12 protein-coding genes are annotated in these 14,546 nt (G+C 71.1%); 8 read left to right on the top strand and 4 right to left on the bottom strand.

Going from position 1 to position 14,546, the window contains the following annotated elements:
- Positions 1-112 precede the first annotated feature (112 nt).
- From AAG895_RS02290 to AAG895_RS02270, 5 genes are all read left to right on the top strand, one after another.
- Complete coding sequence (locus AAG895_RS02290; protein WP_345793951.1) at positions 113-1,150, top strand: aliphatic amidase; 1,038 nt, start codon at positions 113-115, stop codon at positions 1,148-1,150.
- A gap of 61 nt (positions 1,151-1,211) precedes the next feature.
- Positions 1,212-2,009: a CbbQ/NirQ/NorQ/GpvN family protein gene (locus AAG895_RS02285; RefSeq protein ID WP_345793950.1), complete on the top strand. Its 798-nt coding sequence runs from the start codon at positions 1,212-1,214 to the stop codon at positions 2,007-2,009.
- Positions 1,993-3,717, top strand: coding sequence for a VWA domain-containing protein (locus AAG895_RS02280; protein ID WP_345793949.1), 1,725 nt, complete (start codon positions 1,993-1,995; stop codon positions 3,715-3,717). Before AAG895_RS02285 ends, AAG895_RS02280 begins: the two co-directional genes overlap by 17 nt.
- A gap of 232 nt (positions 3,718-3,949) precedes the next feature.
- Positions 3,950-4,684 (top strand): flagellar brake protein, encoded by a 735-nt coding sequence (locus AAG895_RS02275; RefSeq protein ID WP_345793948.1) that lies wholly within the window; start codon positions 3,950-3,952, stop codon positions 4,682-4,684.
- Between the two features lie 72 nt (positions 4,685-4,756).
- Positions 4,757-5,728: a D-glycerate dehydrogenase gene (locus AAG895_RS02270; protein WP_345793947.1), complete on the top strand. Its 972-nt coding sequence runs from the start codon at positions 4,757-4,759 to the stop codon at positions 5,726-5,728.
- On the opposite strand, the gene AAG895_RS02265 is transcribed toward AAG895_RS02270, so the two are convergent.
- From AAG895_RS02265 to AAG895_RS02255, 3 genes are read right to left on the bottom strand one after another with little or no spacing between them, the layout of a single operon-like run.
- Positions 5,729-7,123 carry an FAD-binding oxidoreductase gene (locus tag AAG895_RS02265; protein WP_345793946.1) on the bottom strand — a complete coding sequence of 465 codons (1,395 nt, stop codon included), beginning with the start codon at positions 7,121-7,123 and terminating at the stop codon, positions 5,729-5,731.
- 46 nt (positions 7,124-7,169) lie between these two features.
- Positions 7,170-8,222 carry a UDP-N-acetylmuramate dehydrogenase gene (murB, locus tag AAG895_RS02260; RefSeq protein WP_345793945.1) on the bottom strand — a complete coding sequence of 351 codons (1,053 nt, stop codon included), beginning with the start codon at positions 8,220-8,222 and terminating at the stop codon, positions 7,170-7,172.
- A 1-nt stretch (position 8,223) separates the two neighbouring features.
- A complete protein-coding gene (locus AAG895_RS02255) occupies positions 8,224-8,706 on the bottom strand; it encodes a PACE efflux transporter (RefSeq protein WP_345793944.1) in 483 nt (160 codons plus the stop codon).
- Positions 8,707-9,070: 364 nt separating this feature from the next.
- Here AAG895_RS02255 and AAG895_RS02250 point away from each other — a divergent pair, with 364 nt between their 5' ends.
- Entirely contained in the window at positions 9,071-10,516 is a 1,446-nt protein-coding gene (locus AAG895_RS02250; RefSeq protein WP_345793943.1) for an MFS transporter, read from the top strand.
- Here the strand turns inward: AAG895_RS02250 and AAG895_RS02245 are convergent.
- Positions 10,455-11,396: a sodium-dependent bicarbonate transport family permease gene (locus AAG895_RS02245; protein WP_345793942.1), complete on the bottom strand. Its 942-nt coding sequence runs from the start codon at positions 11,394-11,396 to the stop codon at positions 10,455-10,457. The two genes, AAG895_RS02250 and AAG895_RS02245, sit on opposite strands and share 62 nt — an antisense overlap.
- Before the next feature lie 289 nt (positions 11,397-11,685).
- Here AAG895_RS02245 and AAG895_RS02240 point away from each other — a divergent pair, with 289 nt between their 5' ends.
- Both AAG895_RS02240 and AAG895_RS02235 read left to right on the top strand, forming a co-directional pair.
- Positions 11,686-12,615 carry a LysR family transcriptional regulator gene (locus AAG895_RS02240; RefSeq protein ID WP_345793941.1) on the top strand — a complete coding sequence of 310 codons (930 nt, stop codon included), beginning with the start codon at positions 11,686-11,688 and terminating at the stop codon, positions 12,613-12,615.
- A 123-nt stretch (positions 12,616-12,738) separates the two neighbouring features.
- Positions 12,739-14,538, top strand: coding sequence for an SLC13 family permease (locus tag AAG895_RS02235; RefSeq protein WP_345793940.1), 1,800 nt, complete (start codon positions 12,739-12,741; stop codon positions 14,536-14,538).
- Positions 14,539-14,546 lie beyond the last annotated feature (8 nt).

Here is a 14,546-nt window from a genome sequence, read left to right as displayed (position 1 = left end):
GCTTAGCGCACTCCCCACCCCGATACGTCAAACAACGTATTTGTGCAGCGCACCACCCTCCCGACAATGAGGCCACACCCTTTGCAACCCGCCTCACCGGGAGACCTAATCCATGAGACACGGAGATATTTCGAGCAGCGCCGATTGCGTGGGCGTTGCGGTGGTCAACTACAAGATGCCGCGCCTGCACACCAAGGCCGAGGTGCTGGACAACGCGCGCAAGATTGCCGACATGGTGGTGGGTATGAAGCAGGGCCTGCCGGGCATGGATCTGGTGATCTTTCCCGAGTATTCGACCCACGGGATCATGTACGACCCCGAGGAGATGTACGACACCGCCGCCACCGTGCCGGGCGAGGAGACCGAGATCTTCGCCGCCGCCTGCCGCAAGGCCAGGGTGTGGGGCGTGTTCTCGCTGACCGGCGAGCGCCATGAGCAGCACCCCAACAAGGCGCCCTACAACACGCTGATCCTGATGAACGACCAGGGCGAGATCGTGCAGAAGTACCGCAAGATCATGCCCTGGGTGCCGATCGAGGGCTGGTATCCGGGCGACTGCACCTACGTGTCCGACGGCCCGAAGGGCATGAAGATCAGCCTCATCATCTGCGACGACGGCAACTACCCCGAGATCTGGCGCGACTGCGCGATGAAGGGCGCCGAGCTGATCGTGCGCTGCCAGGGCTACATGTACCCGGCCAAGGACCAGCAGGTGATGGTGGCCAAGGCGATGGCGTGGATGAACAACTGCTACGTCGCCGTGGCCAACGCCACCGGCTTCGACGGCGTGTATTCCTACTTCGGCCATTCGGCCATCGTCGGCTTCGACGGCCGCACGCTGGGCGAATGCGGCGAGGAGGAGATGGGCATCCAGTACGCCGAGCTCTCCACCAGCCTGATCCGCGATTTCCGCAAGAACGCACAGTCGCAGAACCACCTCTTCAAGCTGCTGCACCGCGGCTACACCGGCAAGATCAACTCCGGCGAGGAACCCACCGGCGTCGCCGCCTGCCCCTACAGCTTCTACGGCGAGTGGATCAACGACCCGGAAGGCACGCGCAAGAAGGTGGAGGCGATCACCCGCTCCACCGTGGGCACGCCGGAATGCCCAATCGAGGGCATCCCCAACCAGCCGCCAGCCCATCGCTGATTGCCGCTTCGGCCGCCCGATGCCCTGCGGGGTGTCGGGCGCGCCCACCCGGACGAACGCCATGGACCTCACCCCCTACCGCCTCACCGCCGAGCCCTACTACCATCCCACCGGCCACGAGATCGCCCTCTACGAGCACGCCTACGCCCACCGCCTGCCGCTGGTGCTCAAGGGCCCGACCGGCTGCGGCAAGACGCGCTTCGTCGAATACATGGCCTGGCGCCTCGGCAAGCCGCTGATCACCCTGGCCTGCAACGAGGACATGAGCGCCGCCGATCTCGTCGGCCGCTACCTGCTCGACGCCGACGGCACGCGCTGGCACGACGGCCCGCTCACCACCGCCGTGCGCCACGGCGCCATCTGCTATCTGGACGAAGTGGTCGAGGCGCGCCAGGACACCACCGTGGTGATCCACCCGCTCACCGACAGCCGCCGCATCCTGCCGCTGGACAAGAAGGGCGAGATCGTCGCCGCGCATCCCGACTTCCAGCTCGTCGTGTCCTACAACCCCGGCTACCAGAGCCACAGCAAGAGCCTCAAGCAATCCACCCGCCAGCGCTTTGCCGCGCTCGAGTTCGACTACCCGGCAGCGGAGGCCGAGGCCGACATCGTCGCCCACGAGGCCGGCATCGACCGCGCGCTGGCCGCAAGGCTGGTCGACATCGCCCGCCAGTCGCGCCGCCTGCGCGAGCGCGGGCTGGACGAGGGCATCTCCACCCGCATGCTGATCTACGCCGGGGTGCTGATCCGCGACGGCCTGCCGCCGGTCGACAGCTGCCGCATGGCGATGACCGCCCCGATCACCGACGACCCCGACATGCAGCGTGCGCTGGGGGCGATCCTTGAATCGGCCTTCTGAGCTGCCCGCGACCTGGTGGCCGGTGACGGGCATCGACCGCCTCACCCCGCGCCTGGCCGCGCTCGGCCACGTGATACACGCCTTCGGCATCGACGACGGCGACGTGCAGGCGCTGGACCGCCCGCCGCAGGACGGCCCCGCGCCGCGCCCGGTGCTGCACGGCGCCACCCTGCTGCTGCCCGAGGCGCCGACGGCGTGGGCCGCGAGTGGGGCCACGCATGGGGCGGCCCCCGGGGAAACGCTGCTGCACGACCTCCACCTCGCCGCCACGCTGCACGCCATCGGCCACCTGCGCCATTCGCCACGCCGCCAACCGGCCGGGAAGCGAAAGCCGATGAGCCTGGCGCTGGCCGGCGCCATCGAGGACGTGCGCGTCGACCGCCTGCTGATGCAGCGCCACCCCGGCCTCGGTCGCCTGTTCCACCGCCTGCTGCGCAGCCAGCCCGAGCCGCCGCAACTGGGCTTCGAGGCCCTGGTCGCCCGCCTGCAACGCATGCTGCTGGACCCGCAGGCCGACGACGACAACGCCTGGGTGCGCAAGGGCCGCGCACTGTTCGAGGCGCAGGCCGGGCGGCTGGAGGATGCCGAGTCCTTCCGCGACGTGGTGTCGGTGCTTGCCAACGACCTCGGCCAGCTGCGCGTGCGCATGAACCTGCAGACCTACGCCCCGCCCCTGCCCTGGCACGACGACAACAGCCACCTGTGGGCGCACGGCGCCGACGCCGAGCAGGCCGAAGCCACGCTGCGCCGCCCGCCACCGCAGGGCGAACTGCAGTCCGCGCCGCCGCAGGCACCCGAAGCAGCCTCGGACCCGACGCCCCTGCCCGAACTCGCCCGCCACGACTACCCGGAATGGCACTACCGCCTGGAGCGCGCCCGCGACAACTGGTGCACCGTGATCGAGCACGCCGTGCCGCCCGCCCCGGCCTCGGCTCCGACGTCCCCCGCCCGCGCGCCGCTGCGGCTGGCGCGCAGCCGCCGCCCCGACCGCAACCAGCGCATCCGCCGCCAGTGGGAAGGCGACGAGCTGGACCTGGACGCCGCCACCGAGGTCTTCATCGACCGCCGGCTGGGGCTGGCGCCGGACCCGCGCCTGTTTCGCCGCAACGGCCGCACGGCGCTGCGCACCAGCCTGCTGCTGTTGCTCGACCTGTCCGCCTCCACGGCGGACCTGCAGCCCTGCGGGCGCAGCGTGCTGGATCTGGAACGCGAGGCCGCCGCGCTGCTGATGAATGCGCTGCGCGAGCGCGAGGACCGGCTGGAAGTCGCCGGCTTCGATTCGGATGGAAGGCAGGCGGTAAATTACCTGCGCCTGCTCGATTTCGGCCAGCCCGTGCCAGCGGACCCGGCGACGGTGCTGGGCGCCGCCCGGCCGGGCCTGTCCACCCGCCTGGGCGCGGCCTTGCGCCACGCCACGGCGCGGCTGGCGAAGGAGCGCAGCGCGCAGCGCACGCTGCTGGTGCTGTCCGATGGCGCACCGTCCGACATCGACGTATTCGACGCCCGCCATCTGGTCGAGGACGCCGCGCGCGCGGTGGTCGAGGCGCGGCGCAAGGGCGTGCGCTGCTTCTGCCTCAGCATGGAACGCGCCTCCGAAGCCGAGGTGCGCCGCATCTTCGGACACCGCGGCTACCGCATCGTCGACGACCCCGCCCGGCTCGCCGCCGCGCTGGCACGCAGCTACGCCGAGCTGTCCGGCCAGGACTAGGCCGGCCGCGGCGACCGCCGGGCCATCCGCCCGCGGCCACGGCAAAAGTGGCGCCGCACCCGCGCCAATGCGCGCCCTGCGTGGCAAATGACCTTGTCCACGTGTGGTCTTCCCGATTCAATGGCACTCGAGATCCGGCTTCCGACCGCCCCCAAAAGCCCTGGAGGGCCCGGATCCGGTTGAGGCCGCTGGCCCTGCGCACGCGTGCGGGGCGGCAAGACGGACGATGACGATGAGCGAGACGACGAGCACCCCAGCACAGGACGAGGACAGCACGTTCGAAGCACCGAGCGAGCATCGCGGCTTCAGCTTCGCAGACATGCAACTGGCCGTCGGCGACCGCCTGCAGATCGAATGCCCCTCCGGCACCGGGGCGGGGCGCGCATTCTCGCGCGTGGTCGGCTACCTGGAGAACCGCAGCCTGCTGATCACGGCCCCGGTCGCCGGCCGCCAACGCATCGACCTGGTCGACAACGACATGGTGGTGGTGCGCGTGTTCTCCCGCCAGAACGCCTTCGCCTTTCGCGCCTCGGTGCTGCGCGCGTGCAGGCTGCCCTTCCATTACGTCCACCTCAGCTTTCCCCAGACCATCCAGGGCAGCGTGATCCGCAAGGCAACGCGGGTGCGCACCGAGCTCGCGGCCACTGCGACGGTGGTGGGCGACGACGGCCGCAGCGCGCCCGGTACCGTGCTCAACATCAGCGCCACCGGCGTGCTGCTGCGCACGCGCGCCGCGCTCGGCGAGCGTGACGGCCAGCTGCGGCTCAGATTCGAGCTGCCGCTGCACGAGGTCGACACGCCGCTCGACGTCGAAGCCGACATCCGCAACGTGCGCGAGGATGTCGACGACGAGGGTATCGAATACCACTACGGGCTGGACTTCCGCGACCTCGAGGCAAACGACCGCATGCTGGTGAAGAGCTTCGTCTACCAGACCATCATCGAGCAGCCGCGCCAGGTGCTCTGACGCGCTGCGGCAGGTGCCGCCCCGGAGCGCGCGCGCTAAGCTTCGCGCTCGCTCATCCCGGAGGCGCCTGCCATGCCCAGACCCCGCATCCTCGTCACCCGCCGCTGGCCCGACGCCGTCGAGCGCCGGCTATGCGCGTTGTTCGACACCACGCTCAACGCCGACGACCACCGCCTGTCCGCGGACGAACTGCGCGCCGCGCTGCGCGCCCACGACGCCGTGCTGCCGACCGTGTCCGACCGCCTCGACGCCGGCGTGCTCGCGGTCGAGGCGCCGCGCGCGCGCATCCTCGCCAACTACGGCGTCGGCTACAGCCACATCGACGTGGACGCGGCGCGCGAACGCGGCCTGGTCGTCACCAACACCCCGGGCGTGCTCACCGACTGCACCGCCGACCTCGCGCTGACCCTGATGCTGATGGTGGCGCGCCGCGCCGGCGAGGGCGAGCGCGAGCTGCGCGCCGGGCGCTGGACCGGCTGGCGGCCGACCCACCTCGTCGGCACCCGGCTGAGCGGCAAGACGCTGGGCATCATCGGCATGGGCCGCATCGGCATCGCGGTGGCGCGCCGCGCGCAGCACGGCTTCGGCATGCAGGTCGTGTTCTTCAACCGCAGCCCGGTCGCCGCGGAGGCCCTCGCCGGGCTGCAGGCGACGCAGCTCGAGCACATCGAGGACGTGCTGGCGCAGGCCGATTTCGTCTCGCTGCACTGCCCGGGCGGCGGCGCCAACCGCCACCTGATCGACGCCGCGCGCCTGGCGGCGATGAAGCCGCACGCCTTCCTGATCAATACCGCGCGCGGCGACGTGGTGGACGAGGCGGCGCTCGCCGCGGCCCTGCAGCACGGGCGCCTGGCCGGCGCCGGCCTGGACGTGTTCGAGGCCGAGCCGCAGGTGCACCCCGGCCTGCTCGCGCTGGAGAACGTCGTGCTGCTGCCCCACCTCGGCAGCGCCACGCGCGAGACACGCGAGGCGATGGGCATGCGCGTGGTGGACAACCTGGTCGCCTTCTTCGACGGCCGGCGGCCGCCCGACCAGGTCAGCTGATCACAGCATCTTGCCCGGGTTGAGGATGCCGCGCGGGTCGAGCGACTGCTTGAGCGTGCGCATCAGCGCGAGCTCGGCCGCGCTGCGCGAGTAGTGCAGCCAGTCGCGCTTGAGCAGGCCGATGCCGTGCTCGGCCGAGATCGAGCCGCCCTCGTCGCGCACCACGCTGTACACCGCGTCCTCGATCGCATGCACGCTGGCGGCGTCCTCGGGCACCTTGCATACGACCACGTGCAGGTTGCCGTCGCCGACGTGGCCGAAGAACAGCGCCTTCAGCTGCGGCCAGTCGCGCTCGAGCTTGGCGCGCACGCGCGCCGCGCACTCGCCGATCTTCGCCACCGGCACCGAGACGTCGAAGTTCAGCGTCGGCGCGTACTCGCGCAGCACCTCGGCGACGCCGTCGCGGATCGCCCACAGCGCCTCGGCGTCGGCCACCGACTGCGCCACCGCCGCATCCAGGATCCAGCCCGCCTCGATCGCCGCCTCCAGCATGGCCTCGAAGCGCTGCGCGTCGGTCTCCGGCTGGCCGCAGTGCATGTCGGTGAGCACATACACCGGATAGTCGGTGGCGAAGGGCTTGCGCAGGCGGTTGGCGGCGATCGCGGTGTCGAGGTAGTCGCGCCACATGATCTCGAAGGCGCTCACCTGGCCCGACAGGCTCTGCTGCGCATGGCGCAGGAAGCGCAGCGCGCAGCCGAAGTCCGCCACCGCGACCAGCGCGGTGCTGGTGCCCTGCGGCAGCGGCTGCAGCTTGAGCACCACGCGGCTGACGATGCCGAGCACACCCTCGCTGCCGATGAACAGATGCTTGAGGTCCATGCCGGCGTTGTTCTTGACCATGCGGTTCATCATCGGCAGCACGGTGCCGTCGGCCAGCACCACCTCCAGGCCGAGCACCGAGTCGCGCGTATTGCCGTAGCGGATCACGCGGTTGCCGCCGGCGTTGGTCGATACGTTGCCGCCGACCTGGCACGAGCCGCGGGCGCCGAGGTCGACCGCGAGCAGCGCGCCGGCGTCGCGGCAGGCCTCCTGCACCGTCTGCAGGATCGCGCCCGCCTGCACGGTGACGGTGCCGGAGTCGAGGTCGATGTCCTCGATCGCGTTCATGCGCTCGAGCGACACCAGCACCTCGCCGCCCACGGGCACCGCGCCGCCGACCAGGCCCGACAACCCGCCCTGCGGCACCACCGCCTGGCCGTGGGCATGGCAGATCGCCAGCATGCGCGACAGCTCGTCGGTACTGCGCGGGCGCAGGATGGCGAGCGGCACGCCGCCGCTCGCGGTGCTCCAGTCCTTGAGGTGGCGCGGGCTGGCATCGCCGGCGAGGACCTCGTCGGTGCCAAAGGCGGTGCGCAGCGCGGCAAGGACGGCGCGGGAGTCGGGGGTGCGGGACATGGTGCGGATCCTTCGGACAGGGATGCGGCGCGCGGCGACCGCAGGCTCAGACGAAAACCGGCTCGGGCTCCAGGCGCACGCCGAAGCGCGCCTCGACCTCGGCCACGATGGCCGCGGCGATGCGCTGCACGTCGGCGCCGGTGGCGCCGCCGCGATTGACCAGCACCAGCGCCTGGTGCTCGTAGCAGCCGACCGGCCCCAGGTCACGCCCCTTCCAGCCGGCCTGCTCGATCAGCCAGCCGGCGGCGAGCTTCTCGCGGCCGTCGGGCTGCGGGTAGTGCGGCAGCGCCGGGTGCGCGGCGAGCAGGCGGGCGCAGGCCGCAGCCTCGACCACGGGGTTCTTGAAGAAGCTGCCGGCGTTGCCGATCTCCGCCGGGTCGGGCAGCTTGCGGCGGCGGATCGCGATCACCGCGTCGGAGATGTCGAGTGCGCTGGGCGCCTCGATGCCGCGCGCCTCGAGTTCGCGCGCCACGTCGGCATAGCGTGTGACCGGCTGCCACGGCCGCGGCAGGCGGAAACGCACCGCGGTGATCAGCCAGCGGCCCGGGCTGCGCTTGAACACGCTGTCGCGGTAGCCGAAATCGCAGTCCGCCAGGCCGAAGCTGCGGACGGCGCCGCTGTCGAGGTCGACCGCATCGAGCGAGTCGAAGCGCTCGGCGAGCTCCAGCCCGTAGGCGCCGATGTTCTGGATCGGCGCCGCGCCCACCGTGCCGGGGATCAGCGACAGGTTCTCCAGCCCGGGCCAGCCCTGCGCCAGGGTCCAGCGCACGAAGTCGTGCCAGTTCTCGCCGGCGCCGGCCTCGACGATCCACGCTGTCGGCTCGGCGCGCAGCAGGCGCCGCCCGCCGATCTCGACCTTGAGCACGGTGCCGGGGAAGTCGCCGGTCAGCACCAGGTTGCTGCCACCGCCGAGCACCAGCCGCGGCCCTTGCTGCGGCGCGGTCGCGAGCGCAGCCGCCAGCGCCTCGGCCGAGCGCAGGCGCAGCAGGCGGGCGGCGCGCGCGCGCAGGCCGAAGGTGTTGAGCGTGCTCAGGTCGGCGTCACGCTCGCCCGCCACACCCGTATCGACCGCCATCCGCGCCTGCCCGTCAGCCTGCATCTCAGCGCTCCGTGGCGAGCGGGCCGGCGTCCGTGGTCGCGGGCGCTGCGGCCGGCGCGATCGGGAACAGGCGGTCGTAGCCCAGGTTGAAGAGAAAGGCGTAGATCGTGTACGTGATCGCCAGGCCGATGTCGGCGATCAGCGCCTCGATCCAGCCCAGGTCGGTCCACCACACGATGACCGGCAGCGTCATCAGCAGCAGGCCGCTCTCGAAGCCGACCGCGTGCAGGGCGCGCAGCCGGAACGGACGACGGTCGGCGGTGCGCCCGGTGAGACGGCCTTCGACCCAGTCGAAGCAGGTGTTGTAGCAGCCGTTCCAGATCGCGGCGATGAGCGCGAGCAGGGCGAGCAGGCCGATCGATTCGGTGATCGGCACGCCGCTCGCCCATGCGAACGGCGGCGTGATCAGCAGCAGACCGCCGACCTCGAACAGCGCGATCTGGCGCAGGCGGTCGGGGAAGGAACGCAGTTTGGGGGCGGACACGGAGAACTCCTCGGGGCGACGATGCCGGCCACGCGACCTGGCATCAGTGTCACGCGGGTCGTCCCGCTGAAAAACCGACGGTCGCTGCGCCCGGGGCGCATGGCGGGCGGGGTCGTCCCCGCGTCGGCGTGAAGAAGGCATCGATCGACGCCCGGACGGTTTTTAGCAAGTCGGGCGAGGCTTGGCAAGCCGCCGGGGCTGATAGGGCGCATCGGGTTTCGTCCGCCGCGGCCCATGCCCGGCCGGCAGCCTGAGGGGGCGGCAAGCAGGCGGCAGCGAGAAACGGGTAAAATGTTTGCACAAAAATTCAACGCGCCACCGGTCCGCAGCCTACCCGGCCGCGGGCGACGGTCGCGAACTGCCCATGCTACCCACCCTCCTCCCCATCGGCGCCCTCCTCTCCGGCATCGCCCTGCTCCTGCTCGGCTCCGGCCTGCTCAACACCGTGGTCTCGCTGCGCGGCAGCCTCGAGGGCTTCTCCGACACCACGCTCGGCCTCATCGGCTCGACCTACTTCCTCGGCTTCTTCCTCGGCACCTTCGTCGCTCCGCCGCTGATCCGGCGCATGGGCCACATCCGCGCCTTCGCCTTCTTCGGCGCCATCGTGGCCGCCTGCATCCTGCTCCATGCGGTGGTGGTGAATGCCTGGTTCTGGATGGGCTTGCGGGTGCTCACCGGCATGGGCCTGGTGGGCTTCTACGCGGTGATCGAGAGCTGGCTCAACGACCAGACCGCGCCCGAGCGCCGCGGCCAGGTGTTCGCCGTCTACATGGTGGTGAACCTCGCCGCGCTCGCCGGGGCGCAGCAACTGCTGCGCCTGGACACGCCGATGAACTTCACCCTGTTCGCGGTGGCGGCGATCTTCGTCTGCGTGTCGCTGCTGCCGGTGACGATGACGCGCTTTCCGCAGCCGCAGATCGCCACCCGCGCACGGCCGCGGCTGGGCATGATCTGGCGCGCGGCGCCGGCGGCCTTCGTCGGCGCGCTGTCATCGGGGCTGTCGATGGGTGCGTTCTGGAGCCTGACCCCGGTCTATGGCGAGCGCATCGGCCTCGACGCCGCGGGCATCGGCCTGCTGATGACGGCGGCCATCGTCGGCGGCGCCCTGCTGCAATGGCCGATGGGGCGCTTCTCGGATGCGGGCGACCGCCGCCTGGCCCTGGGCGTGGCCGCGGGCGGCGCGGCAGTCGCCGGGGTCGTCGTCGCCCTCCTCGGCCACCTGCCCCATGTGCCGCTCGCGGGACTCTTCCTCTACGGCGGCATGGCGTTCGCGATCTATCCGATCGTGGTCGCCCACCTGGTGGATCACCTGCACCACGACCAGATCCTGTCGGGCAACACCGGCGTGCTGTTCCTGCATGGCCTGGGTGCCGCCGCCGGTCCGTCGATCGCCGGCGCGCTGATGGGCTGGATCGGCGCCCTCGCGCTGCCGCTGCACCTCGGGCTCGCCTTCGTGCCGCTCGCGCTGTTCTGCATCCTGCTCTTCCGCCGCACCCAGGACGAGATCGTCGATGAACCGGCGCATTTCACACCGATGATGCGCACCTCGGCCACGGTGCTGGAGATGGTGTCGCCGGACGTCACGGACGCGGACGCCTCGCCCAAGCCTGGATCACCCGCCGACGCTGGCGAGGCGCCGCCCGAGGCTGCTTCCGCCAGCGAACCGCAAGACGAAGCGGCCGACGAGTCGTCGGCCGCCATCACCGAGCCGACCCCGCCTCGCGACGCGGCCGACCCCGGCGTCCTGCTCAGACCCCCGCCATCGTCCTCGCCCACCACAGGTACAGCGGAATCCCGAGCAGCAGGTTGAAGGGGAAGGTCACCGCCAGCGCCGCCGCCACCCCGAGCGCCGGGTTGGCCTCGGGCACCGCGATCCGCATCGCGGTCGGCGCGGCGATGTAGGAGGCGCTGCCGGCGAGCGTCATCATCAGCACCGTGCCGCCCACGCCCAGCCCCATCAGCTGCGCCACGCCCCAGCCGGCGAGCGCCAGCACCGGCGGCAGGGCGAGCGCGCTGGCGACCAGGAACACCCCGGCCTTCTTGAGGTCGGGCAGGCGGTCGGCGGCGATCAGGCCCATCTCGAGCAGGAACAGGCACAGCGCGCCCTTGAACAGATCGACGAACAGCGGCGACAGCGGCTCCAGGCCCTGCGGCCCGGCGACCCAGCCGATCAGGATGCCGCCGCCGAGCAGCACCACGCTCTTGTTCGCGAACACCTCGTGCACCAGCGCGCCGGCGGTGGAGCTGCCGTCGGCCGACTTCACGCCCCAGCGCGCGATCAGCGTGGCGACGATCAGCGCCGGCGCCTCCATCAGCGCGGCGAGCAGGGCGAGGTGGCCCTCGACCTCGATGCCGCGCCCGGCCAGCACCGCCGCGCCCACCGCGAAGGTGACGATGGAGACCGAGCCGTAGTGCGCCGACAGCGAGGCCGCGTCGGGGCGCGAGAAGCGCAGGCGGAAGAGCGGGAACACCAGCAGCGGGATGAGCGCGCCCAGGCCGATCGCCAGCAGCGCATCGACCCACAGCGTGGCGCTCTCGGAGCGCGCGATCTCCACCCCGCCCTTGAGGCCGATGGCCAGCAGCAGGTAGATCGACAGGGTCTCGAACACGGCTGCGGGCAGGCGCAGCCCGGAGCGGGCGAGCGAGGCCACCGCGCCGAGGGCGAAGAAGAAGGGAACGGCATCGATCATGTGTTGTTTTCCTGTGAGTGCTTGACGGCCGCGAGGCCCGGACGAAGGGCATTTTGCCGCAGTGCACACATGCAAAAAAATCATTTGTTATTTCAGTTAACATAGACTTTCATCTATATATTGACCCCATCCCCGAGCACAGCCAGAGGCCATCGCGCAAACGCCATCGCGCGCAAGGCCCCGTGGGAGCGGGCTTGCCCGCGAATTGAGTTTCGAAAGCGCAGCATTCGCGGGCAAGCCCGCTCCCACGGAATACGTCACCACTTCAGCCACTTGCCGCGGACCACCGATGCGCCTCACCTTCCACCAGCTCCGCCTGCTGCTCGCCGTCTCGCGCCTGGGCAGCGTCACCCGCGCCGCCCAGCGCCTGCACCTGACCCAGCCCACGCTGTCGGCGCAGCTGCGCCAGCTCGCCGAACAGGTCGGGCTGCCGCTGTTCGAACGCGTCGGCCGCAAGCTGCACCTCACCGCCGCCGGCCATGCGGTGCTCGACACCGCGCAGCGCGTGGAGCAGGAGCTCGAGAGCCTGGACGAGACGCTCGCCGAGCTGCGCGGCGACGTCGTCGGCCGCCTGCAGCTGGCGGTGGTGAGCACCGCCGAGACCTTCATCCCGCGCCTGCTCGGCGACTTCCGCCGCGAGCGTCCGGCGGTCGAGGTGTCGCTGGTGGTGCTCAACCGCGACGCGGTGATCCGGCGGCTGGCCGACAACCGCGACGACCTCTACATCATGAGCCGGCCGCCGCAGGCGCCGCCGGTGGTCGCGACGCCCTTCCTGTCCAACCCGCTGGTGGTGGTGGCCGCCGCCGACCATCCGCTCGCCGGCCACGAGAGCCTGCCGATCGAGGCCCTCGCCGACGAGGAGTTCGTGCTGCGCGAACCGGGCTCCGGCACCCGCCAGGCCGCCGAGCAGTTCTTCGCCGCCCACGGCCTCGCCCTGCGCCCGCGCCTGGAGCTCGGCAGCAACGAGGCGGTGAAGCAGGCGGTGGCGGGCGGCCTGGGGCTGTCGTTGCTGTCGGCACATGCGCTCGCCCACGCGGTGGACGAAGGCATCGCCGTGCTGCGGGTGGAAGGGACGCCGCTGCCGAACCAGTGGCAGGTGGTGTATCCGGCGGGCAAGCGCCTCAGCCCGCTCGCCGGCGCCTTCCTGGCGTTCCTGCGCGAGCGCGCGGCCGAGCTCGACCGCGCGGCGCAGGCGCGGCTGGACGCCGCACGGCGCTGAACATCGGCACACTCACGCGGCCTCAGCCAATGAACCAGGAGGAATAAGCTCGGCGCCATTCGGTCTTTGCGATGCATAAGGCGGGCGATAAGCTGCGCCGTCCCTCAATCTCGCCGCCTCGTGATGCCGCTCCCCGAGCTCCACGCCCCGCTCCTCGTCGGCCTCGTGCTGATCGCCCTGTTCGCCACCTTCGTGCGCGAATGGCTCAAGCCCGACGTCGCGGTGATGGTGGCGGTGGGCGTGCTGCTGGCGACCGGCATGCTGAGCGCCAAGGAAGTGCTCGGCGTGTTCGGCAACAGCGCGCCGATCACCATCGCCTGCCTGTTCATCATCAGCGCCGCGCTGTCGCGCACCGGCTGCGTGGACCAGCTCGGCGAGTGGCTCGCCGCCGCGGCCGGCGCCGGCGAGCGCCGCCTGCTGCTGGCGCTGATCGCCGCCTGCGTGCTGGTGTCGCCCTTCATCAACAACACCCCGGTGGTGATGGTGATGATCCCGGCGGTGATCGCGGTAGCGGCCCGCCAAGGCCTGGCGCCCTCGCGCCTGCTGATCCCGCTCTCCTACGCCACGATCCTCGGCGGGCTGATCACCATGGTCGGCACCTCGACCAACATCCTGGTCGACGGCGTCGCGCGCGAGCAGGGGCTGGCGCCGTTCACGATGTTCGAGATCAGCCTGCCGGCGATCCTGATCGCGATCGTCGGCAGCACCTTCATGCTGGTGTTCGCGCCCCGCCTGCTGCCGGTGCGCGAGACCCTGAGCCAGCAGTTCGGCGCCAGCGAGCGCTGGTTCATGACCGAACTCTTCGTGCCCGAGGGCTCCCACCTCGCCGGCAAGACGCTGCGCGAGGCACGCCTGTCGAACGGCATCGTCAAGGTGCTCAACCTGGTGCGCGGCGACAGCGCGCTCGCCGACCCGGCGCCCGAAACCCGGCTGGAAGTGGGCGACCGCGTGGTGGTGCACAGCCGCAGCGACGCCATGATCGCGCTGCGCGGCACCGACGGCGTCGGCCTGCAGGCCCCGGCGGGCAACGGCGCGCACGACCTCGAGACCCTGCGCCGGCGCGACCTGGTGATGGTGGAGGCGATCGTCGGCCAGACCTCGCGCTACATCCTGCGCCCGATCCGCGACCTCGACCTGCTTGCGCGCTACGGCATCCACCTCGTCGCGGTGCACCGGCGCAACGCCTCGTTCGCGCAGATCGGCGAGGACTTCGAGCTGCAGGCGGGCGATGTGCTGCTGGTCGAGGGCACGCCGGCGCAGATCCAGCGCTTCTGCGACAACGGCGACCTGTTCGCGCTCACCGAAGCCCGCCACATGACGAGCCGCCGCCACAAGGCGCCGATCGCGCTCGCGACCATCGTCGGCGTGATGCTGCTCGCCGCTCTCGACGTGATGCCGATCGAGGGCCTGGCGCTGATCGGTGCGGCGGTGGTGATCGCCACCGGCTGCGTCACCCGCGACGAGGCCTACAAGGCGATCGAGTGGCCGATCCTGGTGCTGATCTTCGGGATGCTCGCGATCAGCATCGCGATGCGCAACTCCGGTCTCGACCAGATGCTCGCCGCCCAGCTCGCCGCGCTCGGCGACGGCATGTCGCCGTGGCTGATGCTGTCGCTGGTGATCCTGATCACCTCGGTCGCCACCGAGGCGCTGAGCAACAACGCGATCGCGGTGCTGTTCACCCCGGTCGCGATCGGGCTGGCGCAGCAGATGGGGGTGGATCCGCGCCCCTTCGTGGTCGGCGTGATGTTCGCCGCCAGCTGCAGCTTCGCCACCCCGATCGGCTACCAGACCAACACGCTGGTCTATAGCGCCGGCAACTACCGCTTCGCCGACTTCGCCCGCCTCGGCATCCCGATGAACATCCTCACCTGGCTGCTGTGCAGCGCGCTGATTCCGCTGTTCTGGCCCTTCCAGCCCTGAGCCGAACC

Origin of the sequence: Thauera sp. JM12B12 (genome assembly GCF_039614725.1) — a bacterium.
Lineage (GTDB): Bacteria > Pseudomonadota > Gammaproteobacteria > Burkholderiales > Rhodocyclaceae > Thauera.
This window is presented reverse-complemented; position numbering and strand designations above follow the sequence as displayed.